The following is an 18236-nucleotide window of genomic DNA, read 5'->3' on the forward strand; positions in this document are numbered from 1 at the left end:
GTCAGGCCGCTTCCGCGTTCTGCATCAGGCTTGCGAGCGTCGCCTTCTGACGGCCTGCCGTATCGAAATTCTCCGGCGCGAGCCAGCGCTTGAAGGCTTCGGCCCGTTTCGGCCATTCGCCGTCGGTGATCGAGAACCAGGCGGTGTCGCGGTTGCGGCCCTTGACCACCATGTGCTGGCGGAAAAGCCCCTCATACTGAAAGCCGAAGCGCAGAGCGGCGCGCTTGGAGGGCTCGTTGAGATTGTTGCATTTCCACTCATAGCGGCGATAGCCGAGCGAGAAGCCATAGGCGCCGCAGAGATAGATCGCCTCGCTCGCCACCCGGGTGCGCTGCAAGGCTGGCGAATAGGTGATGTAGCCGACCTCGAAGACACCTTGCTCCGGGCGGATCTCCATCAGCCAGAGATGGCCCTTGGCCTTGCCGTCGGCCTTGTCGATCACGGCGAAGGGCACGATGCCGGGCTTGGCGACCATAGTCGCCAGCAGCTCGCCATAGGCCGCCTTGTCCTTGGGCGGATGGGCCGGCATCCATTCCCAGAGGTCGTCATGGCCGGCCATCGCCGCCCAGATGTCGTCGAGATGCTTGGCCGGATCGATCGGTTCGAGCCGGCAATAGCGGCCATCAAGGACCTTGGCAGGCGGGAAGGGCGGGGGTGTCCAGTCCAGAACCGGGTTCATTTCGCCACCTTCCCGCGCCAGCCGTTCAGATCCTGCGTGACGTCCCAGTCCGAGCCGAGCTCGCCGATGATGGCCTCTGCCAGCGCGGCGCCCTCGGCTTCCCAGGCGAGCCGCTCGACCGCATTGCCGAAATCGGAGGCGGCCTCGTTCGTCTCGTCATAGATCGCGTCGAAGGAGTCCATCCAGCTTTCGAGCCGGTCGGCGAGAGCGTCCGACAGGCCGATATCCTCGGCGTCGACCGGTTTGCGCTTGCCCTTGGCGTCGATCAGCCAGAGGCCGCTGCGGCCGAGCCATTCAGGCGCGATGACGAGCTTGTCGGTCACGAGCGTGCCTTCAGATCGTCGCGGAAGAACGGGTTGAGCGGGGCGGAGGCGCCATTGCCGGCAAAGCCCCGAAAACTGCCCTCGTCCTTGATCAGGCGGGTGGCCTCGATGAAGGCCGCCCAGGCGGCCCGGGCGAGGGCCCCGCCGATCGAGATCCGGCGGGCGCCGGCCGCGGCGATGTCGGAAACGCTGAGGCCGAAATCGCCGTAGACGAGCGCATTGACCGGCTTTCCGCCGGCTGCGGCAACGATGGTGCCGATATCGGCCGAGGTCTTCGGGCCGGGGGCATAGAGCACGTCGGCGCCCGCCTCGGCATAGGCGCTGATGCGGCGTGCCGACTCGTTCAGCGGATCGGGATGGCCGGTCAGGAAGCACTCTGCGCGGGCGGTCAGCAGCACGCCGGAACCGGTCTCGTCGATGGCGCGGCGGGCGGCACGGACGCGCTCGACCGCGAGCTCGAACGGATAGAGCGGGTCCTCGGTGCGGCCGGTCGCATCCTCGATCGAGAGGCCGGCGACGCCGGTCGCGATGCAGAGCTTGACGTTGGCGGCGACGCCGTCTGCCGTGTCGGCATAGCCGTTCTCGAAATCGGCATTGATCGGCAGGTCCGGCACTGCCTTCACCAGCTCCGCGAGATGCGCCAGCATCATGTCGCGCGGCACGTCCTGGTCGGCGCGGGCCCTGGTGAAGGCGAAGCCGGCGCTGGTCGAGGCCAGGGCCGGAAAACCTTGTCCGCGCAGCCAGCGGGCCGAACCTTCGTCCCAGGGATTGGGCATGACGAAGCAGCCGGCTTCATGGAGCTTTCGGAAGGTCTCGACCTGCGGGCTGTAAGCCATTTTAAATCGTTTCAAAACGGTTTAGGGGCGCCATACTGTCGTTCTTGCGCCGATTTGTCAGCCCCGTTCACGCGCATCTGCCGGCGAGCGGGAATGCGTCTGCGGTATGGAAACTGATGGAAGGTCTCAATCGAGCATTCTGCTCTGGACAAGAGCGGCCAGGGCGAGAACGGAGAGGGGCAATGCGAAGGCGCCTATGATCGCACCAGCACTGACCATGCGCGGCCCGCGGCACCAGTATGCGATGGCCGCGCCGAGCAAAGTGCCCGCCATGGCCGCGGCCATCATCGTCAGGTTCGTTTGCTGCGCCAGCAAGAGCTGCCCCGAGAGCGCTTCCATGCTCAAAGCCTAAAGGACGGACGCGCGAAGCGGAACAAGTCTTGCCGCAGTAGCTTTGCCATCATCCCGGACAACCATCGAAGCTGCGCAAATCCGGGATCCATCGCAAAGGCCGGCGCCTTGCGATGGATCCCGTCGCTACTGTCCGGCCGGGTTGACAGCCAGGAAGGCAGTCGCGCGATCAGTGGTTGTCGCGCGGCACGCCGAACTTCTTGTGGATCTTCTGGTACTTGACCGCCGGCTTCAGCACCATGCCCTCGGAGAGCTCACCGACGATCTTGCGCTGAATCTCCTGCCAGGGCGTCTGGCTCTTCGGATACTTGTAGCCGCCATTGGCCTTGAACTCGGCCCGGCGCTGCGCCAGCTCCTCGTCCGAGATCAGGATGTTGGCCGTGCGCTTCCTCAGGTCGATGCGGACCTTGTCGCCGGTCTTGAGCAGGGCGAGCCCGCCGCCGGTCGCCGCTTCCGGCGAGGCATTGAGGATCGAGGGCGAGCCCGAGGTGCCGGACTGGCGGCCGTCGCCGACGCAGGCCAGCGCGGAAACGCCCTTCTTGATGAGGTAATCCGGCGGCCGCATGTTCACGACCTCGGCCGCGCCCGGATACCCGATCGGCCCGACGCCGCGGATGAACAGGACGCAGTGCTCGTCGATGGCGAGCGCCGGATCGTCGATGCGGTGGTGATAATCCTCCGGTCCGTCGAAGACGATCGCGCGGCCCTCGAAGGCCATCGGGTCCTTCGGGTTCTCGAGATAGCGCTTGCGGAATTCCGGCGTGATCACCGAGGTCTTCATGATCGCCGAGTCGAACAGGTTGCCGGAGAGGTTGAGGAACCCGGCCTCCTTCTTCATCGGCTCGTCATAGCTCTTGATGACGTCGCGGTTGATCGCGAAGAAGCCCTTGCAGTTCTCTTCGTGGGTGCGGCCGTTGGCGGTGATCGCCGGCTTGAGCTTGCCCTTCTCGAGCAGCTCCGCAATCACGGCGGGCAGGCCGCCGGCGCGGTAATAGTCCTCGCCGAGATACTCGCCGGCCGGCTGCATGTTGACCAGGAGCGGCGTGTCGTAGCCGATCTTGGTCCAGTCCTCGTTGTCGAGGGGCACGCCGATATGCTTGGCGATGGCGTTGACGTGGACCGGCGCGTTGGTCGAGCCGCCGATCGCCGAGTTGATGACGATGGTGTTCTCGAAGGCTTCGCGCGTCAGGATCTTCGAGGGGATCAGGTTCTCCCAGACCATCTCGACGATGCGGCGGCCGGTGAGATAGGCCATCTCGTAGCGGTCGCGGTAGGGGGCCGGGATCGCGGCGGCGCCGGGCAGGGTCATGCCCATCGCCTCGGCGAGCGCGTTCATGGTCGAGGCCGTGCCCATGGTGTTGCAGTGGCCGGCCGACGGCGCCGAGGAGGCGACCAGGTCGACAAAGCCGCGATAGTCGATCTCGCCGGCGGCCATCATCTGGCGCGCCTTCCAGACGATCGTGCCCGAGCCGGTGCGCTCGCCGCGGAAGTCGCCGTTCAGCATCGGGCCGCCCGGCAGGGCGATCGCCGGGATGTCGACCGTCGCCGCCGCCATGATCTGGGCCGGGGTGGTCTTGTCGCAGCCCGTCGTCAGAACGACGCCGTCGATCGGGTAGCCGTAGAGGATCTCGACCAGCGAAAGGTACTGCAGGTTGCGGTCGAGCGAGGCGGTCGGCCGCTTGCAGGTTTCCTGAATCGGGTGGATCGGGAATTCGAAGGGCACGCCGCCCATCTCGCGGATGCCGTCGCGGACGCGGCTGGCGAGCTCGAGGTGATGGCGGTTGCAGGGGGCGATGTCGGAGCCGGTCTGGGCGATGCCGATGATCGGGCGGCCCGACTGCAGCTCCTCGCGCGACAGGCCGAAGTTCATGGTGCGCTCGATATAGAGCGCGGTCATGTCGGCGTTGGCGGGGTTGTCGAACCAGGCCTTGGAGCGGAGCTGCTCCGGCTTGATCTTGCGGACCGGCTTCTTGCCGTTCGGAGTCTTGCCTGTGGGGCTCTTGGCCATCCCGTCGTTTCCTCTCGCGGCCAGGCGGCCTTCGAGCCGCTTCGGCATCGTCTTTAAATCGATTTGACCGACAGGTCATGCCGGTCCGGACAGATCGGCAAGGGAGCTTGCCGCAGCTGCTGTATTCTGCATACAGCAGCTTTGAGCGGCCTGCCAATCGTCAATGCGCGCCCGGGACCAGCAAAGGTCGCGGCGGCGCAGTTTGCAAGTGTTCCAAATGCGGCCCAGCCCGGCCCGGAGCGCAGGTGCCGGGGTCCAGAGCGGGCTTGCCCGGGCGCGGCTTTGCGGCCAAGACAGGCGCAGAAGGCAGGCCCGGCCCGCGGGACGGGTGCGACAACAAGCGCAAGAGGAAACAGCCATGACGCTCCAGGTCGTCCCATCCTTCGCCCGGATCGGCGAGGAGAACGCTTTTGCCGTGCTGGCGCGGGCGACCGAATTGCAGCGCCAGGGCAAGGACATCATCAATCTCGGCATCGGCCAGCCGGATTTCCCGACGCCGGAGCATATCGTCGAGGCGGCGGTGAAGGCGCTGCGCGACGGCCATCATGGCTACACGCCGGCCAACGGCATCCTGCCCCTGCGCGAGGCGGTCGCGGCCGACCTGCACAAGCGCTATGCCGTGAACGTCTCGCCGGAAGAGGTGATGATCGTGCCGGGCGGCAAGGTCACCATGTTCATGGCGATCCTGATGTTCGGCGAACCCGGCGCCGAGATCCTCTATCCCGATCCCGGCTTCCCGATCTATCGCTCGATGATCGAGTACACCGGCGCGACGCCGATCCCGGTGCCGATCCGCGAGGAAAATGGCTTTGCCTTCTCGGCCGAGGAGACGCTCTCCCTGATCACGCCGAAGACGCGGCTGCTGATCGTCAACTCGCCGGCGAACCCGACCGGCGGCGTGACGCCGAAGGCCGAGGTCGACAAGCTCGTTGCCGGTCTCGCGAACTTCCCCGATGTCGCCGTGATGTCGGACGAGATCTACGACCAGATGCTCTATGACGGCGAGAAGCATGTCTGCCTGCTGAGCTATCCGGAGATCCGCGACCGGCTGATCCTGCTCAATGGCTGGTCGAAGACCTATGCCATGACCGGCTGGCGCATGGGCTTCTCGGTCTGGCCGAAGCCGCTCTACGACAATGCCCGCAAGCTCGCGGTGAACTCGCATTCCTGCGTCAACGCGCCGGCGCAATGGGCGGGGCTCGCGGCGCTGACCGGCCCGCAGGACGCGGTCGCGATGATGCTCGCCGAGTTCGATCGGCGCCGGAAGGCAGTGGTCGCCGGGCTGAACGAATTGCCGGGCGTTTCCTGCATCGAGCCGAAGGGCGCGTTCTACGCCTTCCCGAACGTCTCGCAGACCGGCTGGAAGGCGAAGAAGCTCGCCTCGGCACTGCTCGAGGAGACCGGCGTCGCGACCATCGGCGGGCCGGATTTCGGCGTGCACGGCGAGGGCTATATCCGCCTCTCCTATGCCAACTCGCTGGAGAATATCGAGCGGGCGCTCGGCCGGATGGGCGAGTTCCTCAAGAGCGCGAAGGCGGCCTGAGCATGATCACCTGCCATCTGCGCTATGTCGTCGATCCCTATCAGCTGCCGGCCTTCGAGCATTACGGCAAGCTCTGGATCAGGCTGGTCGAGAAGTTCGGCGGCAAGCATCACGGCTATTTCATGCCGTCGGAAGGGACCTCGAACGTCGCTTTGGCGATGTTCAGCTTTCCGTCGCTGGCCGCTTATGAGGAATACCGTGAGGCCTCGTTCAAGGACGAGGAGTGCCTGGCGGCCGTCGCGCTGAACGAAAAGCACCGCTTCATCATCAGCTATGAGCGCTCGTTCTTCCGGCCGGTCTTCGAGGACGACAAGGGCGCGCGTCGCGCGCCCTGAAGCCGGCAGATATGGCGAGCGCGTCTGCCGGCTCTCCCGAGGGCCGGGGCGAAGGAAGAGTCTGACCGCATGAGCTATCTTTATCTCGCAATCGCGATCGTCAGCGAGGTGATCGGCACCTCGGCCCTGAAGGCGTCCGAGCAGTTCAGCCGGCCGGTGCCCTCGCTGATCACCCTCGTCGCCTTCGCGAGCGCGTTCTACTTCCTGTCGCTGACCTTGCGCACCGTGCCGGTCGGCATCGCCTATGCGATCTGGTCGGGCGTCGGCATCGTGCTGATCAGCCTGATCGCACTGGTGCTGTTCGGGCAGAAGCTCGACCTGCCGGCAGTGATCGGCATGGGCCTGATCGTCGGCGGCGTCGTGGTGATCAACGCCTTCTCGAAATCGGTCGCCCATTGAGCGACCGGCCCACCCGCCGGCACTGATTGCGCCGGCGGATGGTGAATGTCGGCCTCAGACCTTCGCGGCGCTGGCGGCGGCGTCGATGTTCGCCACCAGTTCGGCATCGAGGCCGAGCGAGCCGGCGAGCCCGGCAAGGAAGTCCTTCTCCGCCGGCTTGTCCGGGTTGATGGCGATGCGGGCAGCCGTATAGATCTGCGCCGCGAGCTCCGGCGATTCAGCGCCCTCGACCAGTTCGTCGACCGAGGCGGGCTTGGCCATCTCGTTGGCGAGCCAGGTATTGGCCTCCGGATCGAAGCCGGCCTCGCGCAGGCCTCCGAGAATGGCGTTGCGCTCGGCATCGTCGATATGGCCGTCGGAGGCGGAGGCGGCGATCATGGCGCGGATGAAGATCAGCGCATTGGCATCGCTCGCGGCTTCCGGTTCGAAGCCCGAACCGGCGGGAGCGGGCAGCAGCGCCTGCTGCTCGGCGCCGAGCAGCGGCTTGCCGGCCTGATAGTTCTGATAGGCCTTGTAGGCGAGGCCGCCGACCAGGGCGAGCCCCCCGACCTTGGCCGCCGAGCCGGCGATCGAGCGTCCGGCCGAGGTGCCGAAGATCAGGGCGCCGAGGCCGCCGAGCAGGGCGCCGGCAGCGAGCTGGTTGTTGCCGATCATGCCCTTGGCCTGGGCGATCAGCTGTTCCGGGGTCTTGCCGCCGGAGAGCTGGCCGACGATGTCGGTCGCGCCCTGCTGCAGCCCGGTCTTCTGGGCAGCGTCCTGGACGCCCTGGGTCGCCTGGCCGAAGATCTGGCCGGCCATGCCGGTGAGGCCGCCGGCGCCGCCGGCTTGCTGGACCTGCTGGGCGATATTGCCGAGCATTCCGCCCAGCCCACCGCTGCCGCCCTGCGCACCCTGCTGCCCACCCTGGGCACCAATCTGGTTGCCGGCGCTGACGAGCGCATCGAGAAGGGATTTGGCGTTGAACATCGAAGGACTCCTTCGGAAGGCATGCCGGGGCGGCGGCGCACTCTAGGCACCGCTTTCTGTGGCCGCTAGACGGGTCATGCGAAAACGGCGGGAGGATGGCGGCGGCCGGTTGCGACAAAGGCGATGATTTCGGCGCCTTTGCCCTTGCTTTCGGCGTCAAAGGCCTTATACAGCCGCCATCGCATCAGGCGCGCTGTCGTTTGTTCGATGAGGGCCGGTCAAACGGTTCGCGTCGCGCCAGAAATTTTTGACCGGTTTCGCCGCAGGGCGAGCCGATGGGAGTCCGGACCATGAAAATCCGCAATTCGCTCAAGTCGCTGCGCGCCCGTCATCGCGACAACCAGCTCGTGCGCCGCAAGGGCCGCGTCTACATCATCAACAAGGTCCAGAAGCGCTTCAAGGCGCGCCAGGGCTGAGTTCGCTCGCGGCTTTGCGCCGCGGCGACCGGCACCTTGCCAGATGATCAAGATCAGCGGGCTGCACTTCGGTGCGGCCCGCTTTTTTGGCTTGGCCGGTTGCGACCTGCCGGCGGTCTCGCCGTCCCGTGAATTGACGCCGGCCGGATGCCGCCTACATTCAGGGGCATGAGGCTCGCTCGTTTCCTCCGCCTGGCGCTGGTGCCGCTGTCGCTCGCCGTGACGGCGCCGCTGTCCGCTTGGGCGCAGCCGGTGCCGCCTTCACGCGACGGCGCGGTGCCGCCAGCGGACATGGACGACAAGCCCAGTCAGCCGGAGGCGCCCGCGCCGCGCAGCCCGGCCGCGACGCTCGACAAGCTGTTCGAGCGCCTCGCCGCCGCCAAGACGCCGGAAGAAGCCAAGGGCATCGCCAATCTGATCCAGCGCCGCTGGGCCCGCTCGGGCTCGGACACCGCCGATCTCCTGATGAGCCGGGCGCAGCAGGCGGTGAAGGCCCAGGAGCTGCCGCTGGCGATCGAGTTGCTCGACCGGGTGATCGCGCTGGAGCCGGACTGGGCCGAGGGCTGGAATCAGCGGGCCAATGCGCTCTTCCTGCTCGGCGACCCGATTCGCTCTCTGTACGACATCAGCGAGACGCTGAAGCGCGAACCGCGCCATTACGGCGCGATGATGGGGCTCGGCACGATCCTGCGCCAGCAGGGCGACGACAAGCGCGCCATGGTCGCCTACCGTCAGGTGCTCGCGATCTATCCCGAGCTCGAAGCGGTCAAGGAAGCCGTCGAGGCGCTCAAGATCGAGGTCGACGGCCGCGACGCCTGAGCGGCGCATCGGGACCGGGCTCCGCTGCCCGAGATGGATTGGCGATGCTGCGCTTCGTCCTCGTAGCCATCCTCCTGGTCACAGTCGGGCTCGCCCTCTTCAGTGAAGTCACCCGCGCCCGGGTCGAGGCACGCCATCCGCCCCGGGGAGCCTTCGCCAGCGTCGAGGGCGGGCGGCTGCATTACCGGGAGTGCCGGCCCGCAGGCGAGCCGCGCGGCACGGTGGTGCTGGTCCATGGCGCCTATGACAACCATGCCGATCTGCTCGCGAGACTGGGCCCGAAACTTTCCGATTATCGCGTCATTGCGCTGGATCGTCCCGGCCATGGCTGGAGCGAGCGGCTGGCCGGGCGGGCGATGGCCGATCCCAGCCGGCAGGCGCAGGCGCTGATGCAGGCGCTCGACCAGATCGCTCCGGAGCGCTTCGTGATCGTGGCTCATTCGCTTGCGGGAGCGCTCTCGTCGCGGATTGCGCTCGACCGGCCGGAGCGCCTGCAGGGGCTCGTGCTGCTCGGCGCCATGAGCCATCCCTGGCCGGGCGGCATCGCCTGGTCGCAGCGCATCGCCGCCATGCCCTGGATCGGGCCGCTGTACAGCCGGGTCGTTGCCGTGCCCCTGGCGCGCCATCGGCTCGGCGACGGCGACAGCACGGCAGTTGAGGCCACTGCGCCAAGGCCTTGCCATGAGGCGGCAGGCGAGGTCCGCCTGCTGCTGCGTCCAGACATCCAGCAATCCAACGCGGAGGACATGGCGGCGGCCCACGATTTCCTCTCCGCGCAGGCGCCGCGCTATGGCGGCCTCGAACTGCCGGTGCTGGCGATCGCCGGCGACCGTGACACCATCGTTCCGCCGGCGATCCATTCTGCGGCGATCGCGCGCGAGGCGCCGCAAGGCCGGCTGGTGTTGCTGCCGGGCGTCGGGCACATGCCGCACCATGCCGCGCCGGAGCTGATCGCCGCGGCCGTCGACGCGATGTTCGGAGCGGCGCGCGACCGACCCTGAGCGGCCAATCGCCGGGCTGATCTTGCCAAATGGCATGAATTTATCCATATGATGCCATATGGAGGTTATGTCATGACTGCGCTCTCACCGGTCGATACCGCCGCGGCGCCATTTTCTCCCGCCGCGATCACGCAGGAGGAGGCGGCGGCGATGTTCCGGGCGGCGGTCAATCTGTTCCGGCTCTGGGGCGTCACCGATGAGGAGGCCGCCGTGTTGCTCGACCAGCCGGTGCGCAGCTACCGGCGTTGGAAGGCCGGCGAGATTGGCCGGATCGACCGCGACGGCGCGGCTCGCCTTTCCAACCTGATGGGCATCCACAAGGCGCTGCGCCTGATCTTCCGTGAGCCGCAGCGCGGCTATGCTTGGATCAAGGCCGGCAATGACGCCTTCGGCGGCAGGTCGGCGCTCGCGGTCATGCTCGGCGGCGAACTCACCGATCTGATGCGGGTGCGCCGCTATCTCGACGCCGAGCGCGGGCTCTGGTGAGTTCCGGCGAATTTCCGATCGCGCCGGTCGCGTGGCCGGCGGCGGTCCGCATCATCCGCAGCGCCTTCCCGCCGATCGACCTGTTCGAGGACATCGCCGACCCCGCCGATTGGCCGCTGCTGATCTCGGCGGAGATGAAGACCAATCCGCGACTGATGGAGACGATCGGCAATCTCGATCTGGTGCCCCCGGGCCGCCGTGTCTCCGGCCCGGGGGCGAGCCTGCTGATGGCGCCGTTCACCCATGTCAGCCAGGACCGGCCGAGCCGGTTCAGCGATGGCTCCTATGGCGTGCTCTACGTCGGCGATGTCTTCGAGACCGCCCTTTTCGAGACGATCCACCATCATGCGCGCTTCATGGCGCGGACCAGGGAGCCGCCGGGCTGGAGCTCGCAGTTCCGCGAGATCCTCCTCTCGGTCCAAGGCTCGCTGCACGATCTGCGCGGCGAGACGGTCGGAGCAAGTCCGCTGCTGCTCGGGGAGGGCTACGAGGCCGGGCAGGCGCTGGGCGCGCGGCTCCGGGCGGAGGGCGCCGACGGCGTCGTCTATCCGAGCGTGCGCCGGCCGGGCGCTGAATGCGTCGGGCTGTTCTGGCCGGACCTTGCGCGCGATCCTGTGCAGGGCCGGCATCTCGACTATCACTGGGATGGCGCGCGCGTGGACCTCTATCGCGAGGCCGGAACCGGCAAGGTTTTTCGCATTGGCGAGCCCGCCGACTCTTAGACGGCCCATGGGTCGAAAGCCGGCTTTCCGATTTACCGTTCGGGCAGCAAGAACTGCATTCGCCGTTCGGAAGCACCGAACCAAGGGCGGATATCCGACCGCCCGACGCGTGTTCCGTATTGACCATTTCGGCGCCGCGGCGGCAGGGTTGCGGCCGGCGAGATCGCGGGGGGCGACTCGCCTTCCTGCCTTGGGGGCTGCGTGAAATTCCTGCTTGTGCCTAGCGTCGCGGCTCTTCTGCTGTCGACGGCTCTCGTCACTCCGTCCGTCGCTCAAACGGGCCCTCTGCTCACCGATCCCGACAGCTGGCGGACGCCCGAGTACAGGGCGCAATGGGGGCTCGAGACGATCCGCGCCGCGGACGCCTATGCGCGGGGCGTCGATGGTACCGGTGTCCTCATCGGGGTGGTCGACTCCGGCATCTTCGCGGCGCATCCCGAATTCGCCGGCCGCTATGGCGGTAGCTACGACTATCTGACTGAGACGGCGGGGGCGATCGATCGTTTCGGGCACGGCACCCATGTCGCCTCGGTGATCGCGGCCAATAGGGACGGCGTCGGCGTGCACGGCGTGGCTCCGGGGACGACGGTCATCATGGCCGGCGTCGACGACGGCACGGGAATGTTCGACGCGAATTTCATCATCAGGGGTTATAACGCGCTGATCGCGCGCGGCGTCCGTGTAATCAACAACAGCTACGGTGATGACCGCCCGGTTACAGCGTTCACACCGGGCAGCTTCCTGTCAGAGGATGCGTCAAGCTTGGCTGTCTATCAGCGCGCTGTCGCCGCAGGAGTTCTCAACGTCTTTGGCGCGGCCAACCAGGGTCTGGATCAATCGAGCGTCCATGCCGGCCTGCCTCACCTCTTCCCCGAACTGGAGCGCGGCTGGCTGGCGGTGTCGGCCGTTGGGCCGGGCTATGAACCATTCTACACCAACCGGTGCGGCGTGGCGAAGAACTGGTGCCTGGCTGCGCCCGGCGGCGGCGACTGGTGGTTCCCCAATCCCTATCCAGACGATCCCATCGTCGTCGCCGACAAGGACGGCGGCTACACCAAGACGTTTGGCACCTCCTTCGCCGCTCCCCATGTCACGGGCGCGGCGGCTTTGGTCTGGCAGATGTTCCCGTTCTTCAGTGCCGACCAGGTGCGCCAGACCCTGCTCGGCACCGCCCGGGATATCGGCCCGCCCGGCGTGGACGAGATCTATGGCTACGGCCTGCTCGATGTCGGCAAGGCCGTGCTCGGCCCCGGCCGTTTCGACTGGGGCGATTTCGTCGTCGAGCAGCCCGGCGGTGTCGCCCATTTCGGAAACGACATCGTCGGGGCCGGGGGGCTGGTGAAGCGCGGTGCCGGCGAGCTCGTGCTCACCGGCAACAGCGCCTATGCGGGGGCGACGCGCGTCGAGGGCGGCTTCCTGTCGGTGATGGGCAGCATCGCCTCGCCGACCAGCGTCGCCGCAGCGGGCACGCTCGCTGGCACCGGTCTGATCACCGGCAATGTCAGCAATGCCGGCACAATCTGGGCCGGTGACCGGAACGGCGTCGGCACGCTGAGGATCGACGGCAATTTCGTGCAGGAGGCGGGCGGCCTGCTGGTGCAGCAGTTCGGGCCGGAAGGAGGCCAGAACCACCTCGCCGTCACCGGCACGGCGGGGCTCGCAGGCTGGGTTGCCCTGGCCGGAGAGCGGCAGTTCCTGCCGCGCCAGCTCTCCATGGCGGTGCTCACCGCCGATCGGGGTATTTCCGGTCGCTTCGCGGGAGTCGAGGGGCCGTTCGGCGACGGCACCGCGCCCTTCATCCGGGCGAGCCTGCGCTACGAACCCAACACCGCCTATCTCGATCTCCAGGGGCTGCCCTTCGATACGCCCGGCGTCTGCGCCTCTGCCAATCAGTGCGCGGTCGGCGGGGCGCTCGAGCGCGGGCTGGCCAGCGCCGACCAGGATCTGCGCGACGTCGCGCTTCTGCTGCAGCATGCGGGAACACGGGAGGGGGCACGCGGCGCGCTTGCCAGCCTGTCCGGCGAGGTGCATGCGGGCCTTTCCACCCTTGCCCTCGGCGGCGCCGGACAGCTCGGCAGCATGATCTCCCAGCGCCTCGGCGCCCTGCGTTCAGGCCAGGCAGATGCGACGAGCGCCGATCTGCCGCTGGCCTATACCGCGAGCGCGGCGACCAATCCGGCCGCGGCGATGCTGATGCGGCTGCCTGCGCAGGCCACCGCCAACAACAATGCCTGGGCGCGCGGCTACGGCTTCACCGGCAGGCTCGGCAGCGACGCCAATGCCGGCGGCGCGAGCTATCGCGGGGGCGGCGTGATCGGCGGCTTCGACCGGCAAATCACGCCCTCCTTCCTGGCCGGATTCGGCTTCGGCTATTCCAGCACGGACGCCGATTTCCGCCGTCACTCCGGCAAGGGCAGCATCGACGCCTATGAGGGCGCATTCTATGGCAGCTATGCCAGCGGCAAGCTGCGCCTGGACGGTCTTCTCGGCTATGGCCGCCTCAATTTCGAGAGCGAGCGCAGCATCGGCTTCGGTGGCCTGTCGCGACAGGCGAAGGCCGATTATGACGGCGACCGCTTCACCGGCGCGCTGGAAGCCGGCTACGCCTTCGATCTCGGCTGGTCGACGGTCGAGCCGCTTCTGGGGCTGCGCTACACCTTCCTCAGGCAGGGCAGCTTCAGCGAGACCGGGGCCCAGAGCATCGGCCTGGCCGCGGCCGGACAGTCGGCTTCGAGCCTGCTCGGCAGCATCGGGCTGCGCCTGATGCGGGAGTTCGATCTTGGCGAGGGCCGCTTCGCGGTCGAGGCGAGAGGCCGCTGGCAGCACGAATTCCTCGACGATGCCGTGGTGGTCGACACCGCCTTCATCGGGGCGCCGGCAGCGAGCTTCCCGGTTCGCGGCCCGCGGGTCGCCCGCGACAGCGCGATCCTCGGCGTCGGCCTCTCGGCCCGTGCCGGCCGGAACCTCACGCTGTTCGCCGACTACGATGTGCGCCTCAACCGCGATGCGACCGCCCACGCCGTCACCGCCGGGCTGCGCGCCAGCTGGTAGCAGGCGGGCACCGGGCCTCGTTGACAGGCCTCGGGCCTCCCCGAATAATGTCGGCATGATCGAGAAGGACACGCTGATTGTCTCCCGGCTCGCCGGCATCCCCACAGGCGGGATGCCGGGGCATCGATCGCGTTAGTCCAAGCGTATCGCGCACCCGCAGCCTCGCCGGAAACGGACGAGGCTGTCTTGCCGCCTGTGCCTCGTCCATCCCAATGACCGATGGAGCCCCCTCATGGCACAGAACATCTATGACAACCCCGAATTCTTCGCCGGCTACAGCCAGCTTCCGCGGCAGGTGCATGGCCTCGCCGGCGCGCCAGAATGGCCTTCCATCCGCGCGCTTGTCCCCGATCTGAAGGGCAAGCATGTCGTCGACCTCGGCTGCGGCTTCGGCTGGTTCGCGCGCTGGGCGCGCGAGCAGGGCGCCGAGGCCGTCGTGGGGCTGGACGTCTCGGAGAAGATGATCGCGCGTGCCCGGGCGCAGAGCTCCGATGCCGCGATCACCTACGAAATCGCCGATATCGAGACGCTGGAACTGCTGCCGGCCGCGTTCGACTTCGCCTACAGTGCCCTGACCTTCCACTACATCGCCGATTTCGGGCGGCTCGTTCGCATGCTGCACCGGGCTCTTCGGCCGGGCGGGCAGTTCGTCTTCACGATCGAGCACCCGATCTACATGGCGGCAGCCCATCCGCGCTGGTGGCCTGACGAGGACGGGCGCAAGACCTGGCCGGTGAACCGCTATGCACTGGAAGGCGAGCGCCGCACCAACTGGTTCACCGACGGCGTCCTCAAATATCACCGGACGCTGGGGACGACGCTGAACAGCCTGATCGCCGCGGGCTGGACGATCCGCCATGTCGAGGAGTTCGCGCCCGCGGCAGCACAGATCGCAGAGCAGCCGGAACTGGCGGAGGAGTTGGAGCGACCGATGATGCTGCTGGTGTCGGCGCAGCGTTGAGGCGGAGCGGCCTCCGGGGTCCTCGGACCCCGGTGATCGTAGCCTTGCCGCGGTGTTTCAGAGAAGCGAAAGCAAGCCGATCGCGACGAGGCTCAGTGCCCAGATCGCATCGAGGTTGAACCAGCTTCGCGAGATGAATTTCAGTCCGAGATACCGGTAGACCAGCCATGCCGACGCGCCGGCTGCGGCGAGCAGTGCGAGCGTATGGACCAGGCCGACCAGCAAGGCGGTGTCGAAATTGGAGCTGATCAGGACATTGGCCGCGCGGTGCCCGCCATCCATGTCGGAGGAGCGGCAAAGGCCAAGGTAGATCGGCACGAGCATGAGGCCGGCGCCGTGAGCGATGGCGACCGCGAAGGACCAGAGCATGAGTTGCGATGGCGGGATTCGCGCCAAGGCACGCGGGTGCCTTGGCCGGATGAGGAGAAAGCCGCCAAAACCGATCAGCAGCAGACTGGCTCCGAGCTGAATCTGGCGCTGCCAGTCCAGAAGGCTGGCCAGCAAGGCGAAGGGCAGGATCGCCGCGAGCATCGAAAGGAAATGGCCAAGCGCCAGCGAGCCGAGTGCTGCCCATAATGTGCGCGAGCTGCGTTCCAGGAGGCCCGCGGAGACGGCAAGCGGCCAACCCATCCCGGGATTGACGCCGTGATAGGCACCACTCAGCACCACCGCGGCCCATAGGCCGGCTCGCCCCCAGTCGAGCTCGCCCAAGGTCAGACCGACGGATAGCAGAACGAGTCGGTCGAGCAGTCGCCTCCCTCGAGCCGGATCTGGTGCGCCCGGTAGCCGTTGGGGAAGCTGACCCAGTAGTCGCGGGCGAGTTCGAGGCCCCCATTCGGGCCGGCAACAGCCATGACCTGCGCTGCCGGCACGCCGCCGGGATAGAACTGGTCGTCCCAGGTCGAATAGAGCGAATTGGTCCAGTAGACCCGCTTGCCGTCGCGGCTGATCTCGACCATTTGCGGCCCGCCGCGATAGGCCTTGCCATTTGGATGCGGGGTGCGCCGCGCAATGCCGCCGATATGCACGGAGCCCGTCAGTTTCGGCTTCCTCGGCTCCGAAACATCGTATTGGCGCATCTCGCCGGTGCCCCAGCAGGAGACGTAGAGGAACCGGTCGTCCATCGAGAGGTCGATATCGGTGACCAAGGGCGGCACGGCGCCGAAGCCCTGCAGAAGCGGGGGCAGATCGTCCTTCTGCGCCGGCTCGGCCGGGATGGTCGCCGTCTTCTCGATATGGAACTTGCCGCCCTCGCGCCACCAGGTCCAGATCGAGCCCTCGAGATTGGTGGTGTCGACGACCACCCCGAGGAAGCCGTGTTCGCGACTGGGATCATGGGCCGGACGAACCTCGAGTGCCATCTGGTGGTTGGCGCCGAGATCGATCGTCTGCACGTTGCGGCGCTGCCGCAGATCCCAGAAATGGATCCGGTGGCCATATTTGTTGGAAAGAAGATCCTCGGGGACGATGCCGTTCTCGAATTGCGGCGGCAGCGCCCACTCGCTCGACACCATGTAGTCGCGCGGCAGGTTCCACCAGAAATCATAGTGCTTGTCCTGCAGGCCGCGATCGATCTCCCAGCGGCCGAGAATGTCGAAGGTCCGGCAATCCATGATGAAGACGCCGGGAGGGCCGTCCGTACCCCGCTCGCCAGCGCCGCCAAGCGTGCTGACATAGATGCCTTCCGGCCCGCAATGGATCGTGTGCGGGCGCGAATAGCCTGTCCGCCTGAATACCTCCTCGGGCTCGATGATCTTGTGAATGCTGGCCTTGGTCGGATCCGGCTTGGTGTCGATCACATAGATGCGCGAGGAGCGAATTCCCGGAATGATCAGATAGCGCCGCTCGAGGAAGGCGTGGCCGGTCAAGGGCGACAGCGAGGAGGAGCAGGCGTTCCAGCCGAAGTGATGAAACTCATCTCCCTTATTGGGCATCACCACAGTATGCACGACCTGCGCGTAGGTCGGCGAGCCGGGCTTTACGTCGACGACGGCAAGGGCGTCAGGCTTCGAGAAGTCGGGGCTAAGCAACAGCGTGTAGGCAAAATTCTCGGCCGGGGCTTCCATTGCGAGCTTCGGCGATGGGTGAAATGTTGGATCAGGCCGAATATTCATCGAGATGCCTCCCTTACTGACGTGGGGAGCGCCTGGCCATCCGGTTGCGCGTCATTCCGCGCTGGTCGGCGCCCTATGAAGCACTGTTCTGGGGTAGCAACGTCGGATGATGCCGAATGTTTGTGTCTTACGGAAGGTCAGGTCGGTTCACTGGGCGGGGGCGAAGGGTGCGGTTGGGCCGTTTTCGGTCCTGATACCGTTGCGTAGAGCCGGTCTGCTTCCGGAGTGGCTCGAGGACCGTTCCAGGGTAGGGAGGGCGGTGCGAGATGCGAGCGCAACGGTCGGGTTGAGGTGGATAGCAGCTTAGGCGCGCAAGGCAGCAGCCATAGCCGGTGGCGGCTCGGGATCGTCCGGCTGCGATACAGGAGAGTAATGAGCGTAAGTCGCTGTAAACGTCGCCTGCCCTTCGGAATGCGCGCGAAGTGTGTCCGATAGTCCGAACATGTTCGCAAGCGGTACAAGCGCATTGATCACGACGGCGTTGCCGCGCGTGTCCTGGCCTTGGATCTGGCCGCGACGCGAGTTCAGGTCGCCGATGACCGAGGCGATATAGCCTTCCGGGGTCGAGACCGCGACCTTCATGATCGGCTCGAGCAGCATCGATCCGCCCCTCTGAAGACCTTCGCGCAACGCCGCACGCGCCGCGATCTCGAAGGCCATGGCCGAGGCTTCGACCTCGTGGAAGGCACCGTCGATCAGTTGGACCTCGACGTCCATCACCGGGAAACCGCTGAGAACACCCGATGAGATCACCGATCGCAGACCCTTCTCGACGGCGAGAATGTAATCCTTCGGCACTGCGCCGCTAGTGATCTTCGGCTCGAACGTGAAGCCCTTGCCGGTCTCGCTTGGCTGTACGACGAGCTTGACGCGGGCGAACTGGGCTATGCCGCCGGTCTGCCCCTTGAGGGTGTAGTCGATCTCGGCCTTCCTGGTAATCGTCTCGCGATATGAGACCTGCGGCGCGCCGATATTCACGTCGACCTTGTCGGTGCGCTTCAGGGTTTCGACCTTGATGTCGAGATGGAGCTCGCTCGTGCCCTTCAGGATGGTCTGGCCGCTCTCATGGTCGACAGAAACGCGGAAGGACGGATCCTCGTCCGCGAGCTTGGACAGGGCGAGGCTCAGCTTCTCCCGGTCGGCCTTGGACTTCGGCTCGATCGCGATTTCAATCAGGGGCCAAGGTGCAGGCCGCTTTTTCATCATGCGGAAAATGTTGCAGCCAC

18 protein-coding genes and 1 pseudogene are annotated in these 18236 nt (G+C 66.7%); 10 read left to right on the forward strand and 9 right to left on the reverse strand.

Annotated elements, in window-relative coordinates; translation table 11 throughout:
• Position 1 precedes the first annotated feature (1 nt).
• From AC1REK_RS14835 to AC1REK_RS14855, 5 genes are all read right to left on the reverse strand, one after another.
• On the reverse strand, positions 2-679 hold the full coding sequence (locus AC1REK_RS14835; RefSeq protein WP_492269458.1) for a GNAT family N-acetyltransferase: 678 nt from the start codon (positions 677-679) through the stop codon (positions 2-4).
• Positions 676-1002 carry an immunity protein CdiI family protein gene (locus AC1REK_RS14840; protein WP_492269457.1) on the reverse strand — a complete coding sequence of 109 codons (327 nt, stop codon included), beginning with the start codon at positions 1000-1002 and terminating at the stop codon, positions 676-678. The genes AC1REK_RS14835 and AC1REK_RS14840 overlap by 4 nt, the downstream gene beginning before the upstream one ends.
• Positions 999-1838 (reverse strand): isocitrate lyase/PEP mutase family protein, encoded by an 840-nt coding sequence (locus tag AC1REK_RS14845; protein ID WP_492269456.1) that lies wholly within the window; start codon positions 1836-1838, stop codon positions 999-1001. Before AC1REK_RS14845 ends, AC1REK_RS14840 begins: the two co-directional genes overlap by 4 nt.
• A gap of 126 nt (positions 1839-1964) precedes the next feature.
• Entirely contained in the window at positions 1965-2177 is a 213-nt protein-coding gene (locus tag AC1REK_RS14850) for a hypothetical protein (RefSeq protein ID WP_492269455.1), read from the reverse strand.
• Positions 2178-2358: 181 nt separating this feature from the next.
• Positions 2359-4197, reverse strand: a complete 1839-nt coding sequence (locus AC1REK_RS14855; RefSeq protein WP_492269454.1) for an IlvD/Edd family dehydratase — start codon at positions 4195-4197, stop codon at positions 2359-2361.
• A 358-nt stretch (positions 4198-4555) separates the two neighbouring features.
• On the opposite strand from AC1REK_RS14855, the gene AC1REK_RS14860 reads away from it, so the two are divergent.
• From AC1REK_RS14860 to AC1REK_RS14870, 3 genes are all read left to right on the forward strand, one after another.
• On the forward strand, positions 4556-5740 hold the full coding sequence (locus tag AC1REK_RS14860) for a pyridoxal phosphate-dependent aminotransferase (RefSeq protein ID WP_492269453.1): 1185 nt from the start codon (positions 4556-4558) through the stop codon (positions 5738-5740).
• Positions 5741-5742: 2 nt separating this feature from the next.
• Positions 5743-6075: an NIPSNAP family protein gene (locus AC1REK_RS14865; protein WP_066477413.1), complete on the forward strand. Its 333-nt coding sequence runs from the start codon at positions 5743-5745 to the stop codon at positions 6073-6075.
• A gap of 69 nt (positions 6076-6144) precedes the next feature.
• On the forward strand, positions 6145-6474 hold the full coding sequence (locus tag AC1REK_RS14870; RefSeq protein WP_492269452.1) for an SMR family transporter: 330 nt from the start codon (positions 6145-6147) through the stop codon (positions 6472-6474).
• A 54-nt stretch (positions 6475-6528) separates the two neighbouring features.
• Here the strand turns inward: AC1REK_RS14870 and AC1REK_RS14875 are convergent, their stop codons facing one another.
• Positions 6529-7440: a tellurite resistance TerB family protein gene (locus tag AC1REK_RS14875; protein WP_492269451.1), complete on the reverse strand. Its 912-nt coding sequence runs from the start codon at positions 7438-7440 to the stop codon at positions 6529-6531.
• Between the two features lie 290 nt (positions 7441-7730).
• On the opposite strand from AC1REK_RS14875, the gene ykgO reads away from it, so the two are divergent.
• From ykgO to AC1REK_RS14910, 7 genes are all read left to right on the forward strand, one after another.
• Positions 7731-7856 (forward strand): type B 50S ribosomal protein L36, encoded by a 126-nt coding sequence (gene ykgO, locus AC1REK_RS14880; RefSeq protein ID WP_038363015.1) that lies wholly within the window; start codon positions 7731-7733, stop codon positions 7854-7856.
• 168 nt (positions 7857-8024) lie between these two features.
• Positions 8025-8675, forward strand: coding sequence for a tetratricopeptide repeat protein (locus AC1REK_RS14885; protein ID WP_327522696.1), 651 nt, complete (start codon positions 8025-8027; stop codon positions 8673-8675).
• A 44-nt stretch (positions 8676-8719) separates the two neighbouring features.
• Complete coding sequence (locus tag AC1REK_RS14890) at positions 8720-9676, forward strand: alpha/beta fold hydrolase (protein WP_492269450.1); 957 nt, start codon at positions 8720-8722, stop codon at positions 9674-9676.
• 72 nt (positions 9677-9748) lie between these two features.
• Positions 9749-10162 (forward strand): MbcA/ParS/Xre antitoxin family protein, encoded by a 414-nt coding sequence (locus AC1REK_RS14895; RefSeq protein WP_316019053.1) that lies wholly within the window; start codon positions 9749-9751, stop codon positions 10160-10162.
• Positions 10156-10884, forward strand: a complete 729-nt coding sequence (locus tag AC1REK_RS14900; protein ID WP_492269538.1) for an RES family NAD+ phosphorylase — start codon at positions 10156-10158, stop codon at positions 10882-10884. The genes AC1REK_RS14895 and AC1REK_RS14900 overlap by 7 nt, the downstream gene beginning before the upstream one ends.
• A gap of 201 nt (positions 10885-11085) precedes the next feature.
• On the forward strand, positions 11086-13935 hold the full coding sequence (locus tag AC1REK_RS14905) for an autotransporter domain-containing protein (protein ID WP_492269449.1): 2850 nt from the start codon (positions 11086-11088) through the stop codon (positions 13933-13935).
• Positions 13936-14167: 232 nt separating this feature from the next.
• On the forward strand, positions 14168-14896 hold the full coding sequence (locus tag AC1REK_RS14910; RefSeq protein ID WP_492269448.1) for a class I SAM-dependent methyltransferase: 729 nt from the start codon (positions 14168-14170) through the stop codon (positions 14894-14896).
• Between the two features lie 57 nt (positions 14897-14953).
• Here the strand turns inward: AC1REK_RS14910 and AC1REK_RS14915 are convergent, their stop codons facing one another.
• From AC1REK_RS14915 to AC1REK_RS14925, 3 genes and pseudogenes are all read right to left on the reverse strand, one after another.
• The gene (locus AC1REK_RS14915) at positions 14954-15607 is read right to left on the reverse strand and encodes a hypothetical protein (protein WP_492269447.1); all 654 of its coding nucleotides are present in this window, start codon (positions 15605-15607) and stop codon (positions 14954-14956) included.
• Positions 15608-15609: 2 nt separating this feature from the next.
• Positions 15610-17010 carry a selenium-binding protein SBP56-related protein gene (locus AC1REK_RS14920; RefSeq protein ID WP_492269446.1) on the reverse strand — a complete coding sequence of 467 codons (1401 nt, stop codon included), beginning with the start codon at positions 17008-17010 and terminating at the stop codon, positions 15610-15612.
• A 303-nt stretch (positions 17011-17313) separates the two neighbouring features.
• Positions 17314-18216, reverse strand: a pseudogene (locus tag AC1REK_RS14925) (translation factor GTPase family protein); the annotation flags it as partial.
• Between the last annotated feature and the right edge of the window lie 20 nt (positions 18217-18236).

The organism is Allobosea sp. GW823-FHT02B03 (assembly GCF_058797755.1).

Excerpts from the sequence above, each read along its gene's own strand:
- AC1REK_RS14835 (WP_492269458.1), bottom strand. The coding sequence starts at position 679 with ATGAACCCGGTTCTGGACTGGACACCCCCGCCCTTCCCGCCTGCCAAG.
- AC1REK_RS14865 (WP_066477413.1), top strand. The coding sequence starts at position 5,743 with ATGATCACCTGCCATCTGCGCTATGTCGTCGATCCCTATCAGCTGCCG.
- AC1REK_RS14920 (WP_492269446.1), bottom strand. The coding sequence starts at position 17,010 with ATGAATATTCGGCCTGATCCAACATTTCACCCATCGCCGAAGCTCGCA.
- ykgO (WP_038363015.1), top strand. The coding sequence starts at position 7,731 with ATGAAAATCCGCAATTCGCTCAAGTCGCTGCGCGCCCGTCATCGCGAC.
- AC1REK_RS14910 (WP_492269448.1), top strand. The coding sequence starts at position 14,168 with ATGGCACAGAACATCTATGACAACCCCGAATTCTTCGCCGGCTACAGC.
- AC1REK_RS14885 (WP_327522696.1), top strand. The coding sequence starts at position 8,025 with ATGAGGCTCGCTCGTTTCCTCCGCCTGGCGCTGGTGCCGCTGTCGCTC.
- AC1REK_RS14890 (WP_492269450.1), top strand. The coding sequence starts at position 8,720 with ATGCTGCGCTTCGTCCTCGTAGCCATCCTCCTGGTCACAGTCGGGCTC.
- AC1REK_RS14870 (WP_492269452.1), top strand. The coding sequence starts at position 6,145 with ATGAGCTATCTTTATCTCGCAATCGCGATCGTCAGCGAGGTGATCGGC.
- AC1REK_RS14850 (WP_492269455.1), bottom strand. The coding sequence starts at position 2,177 with ATGGAAGCGCTCTCGGGGCAGCTCTTGCTGGCGCAGCAAACGAACCTG.
- AC1REK_RS14845 (WP_492269456.1), bottom strand. The coding sequence starts at position 1,838 with ATGGCTTACAGCCCGCAGGTCGAGACCTTCCGAAAGCTCCATGAAGCC.
- AC1REK_RS14855 (WP_492269454.1), bottom strand. The coding sequence starts at position 4,197 with ATGGCCAAGAGCCCCACAGGCAAGACTCCGAACGGCAAGAAGCCGGTC.
- AC1REK_RS14895 (WP_316019053.1), top strand. The coding sequence starts at position 9,749 with ATGACTGCGCTCTCACCGGTCGATACCGCCGCGGCGCCATTTTCTCCC.
- AC1REK_RS14860 (WP_492269453.1), top strand. The coding sequence starts at position 4,556 with ATGACGCTCCAGGTCGTCCCATCCTTCGCCCGGATCGGCGAGGAGAAC.
- AC1REK_RS14875 (WP_492269451.1), bottom strand. The coding sequence starts at position 7,440 with ATGTTCAACGCCAAATCCCTTCTCGATGCGCTCGTCAGCGCCGGCAAC.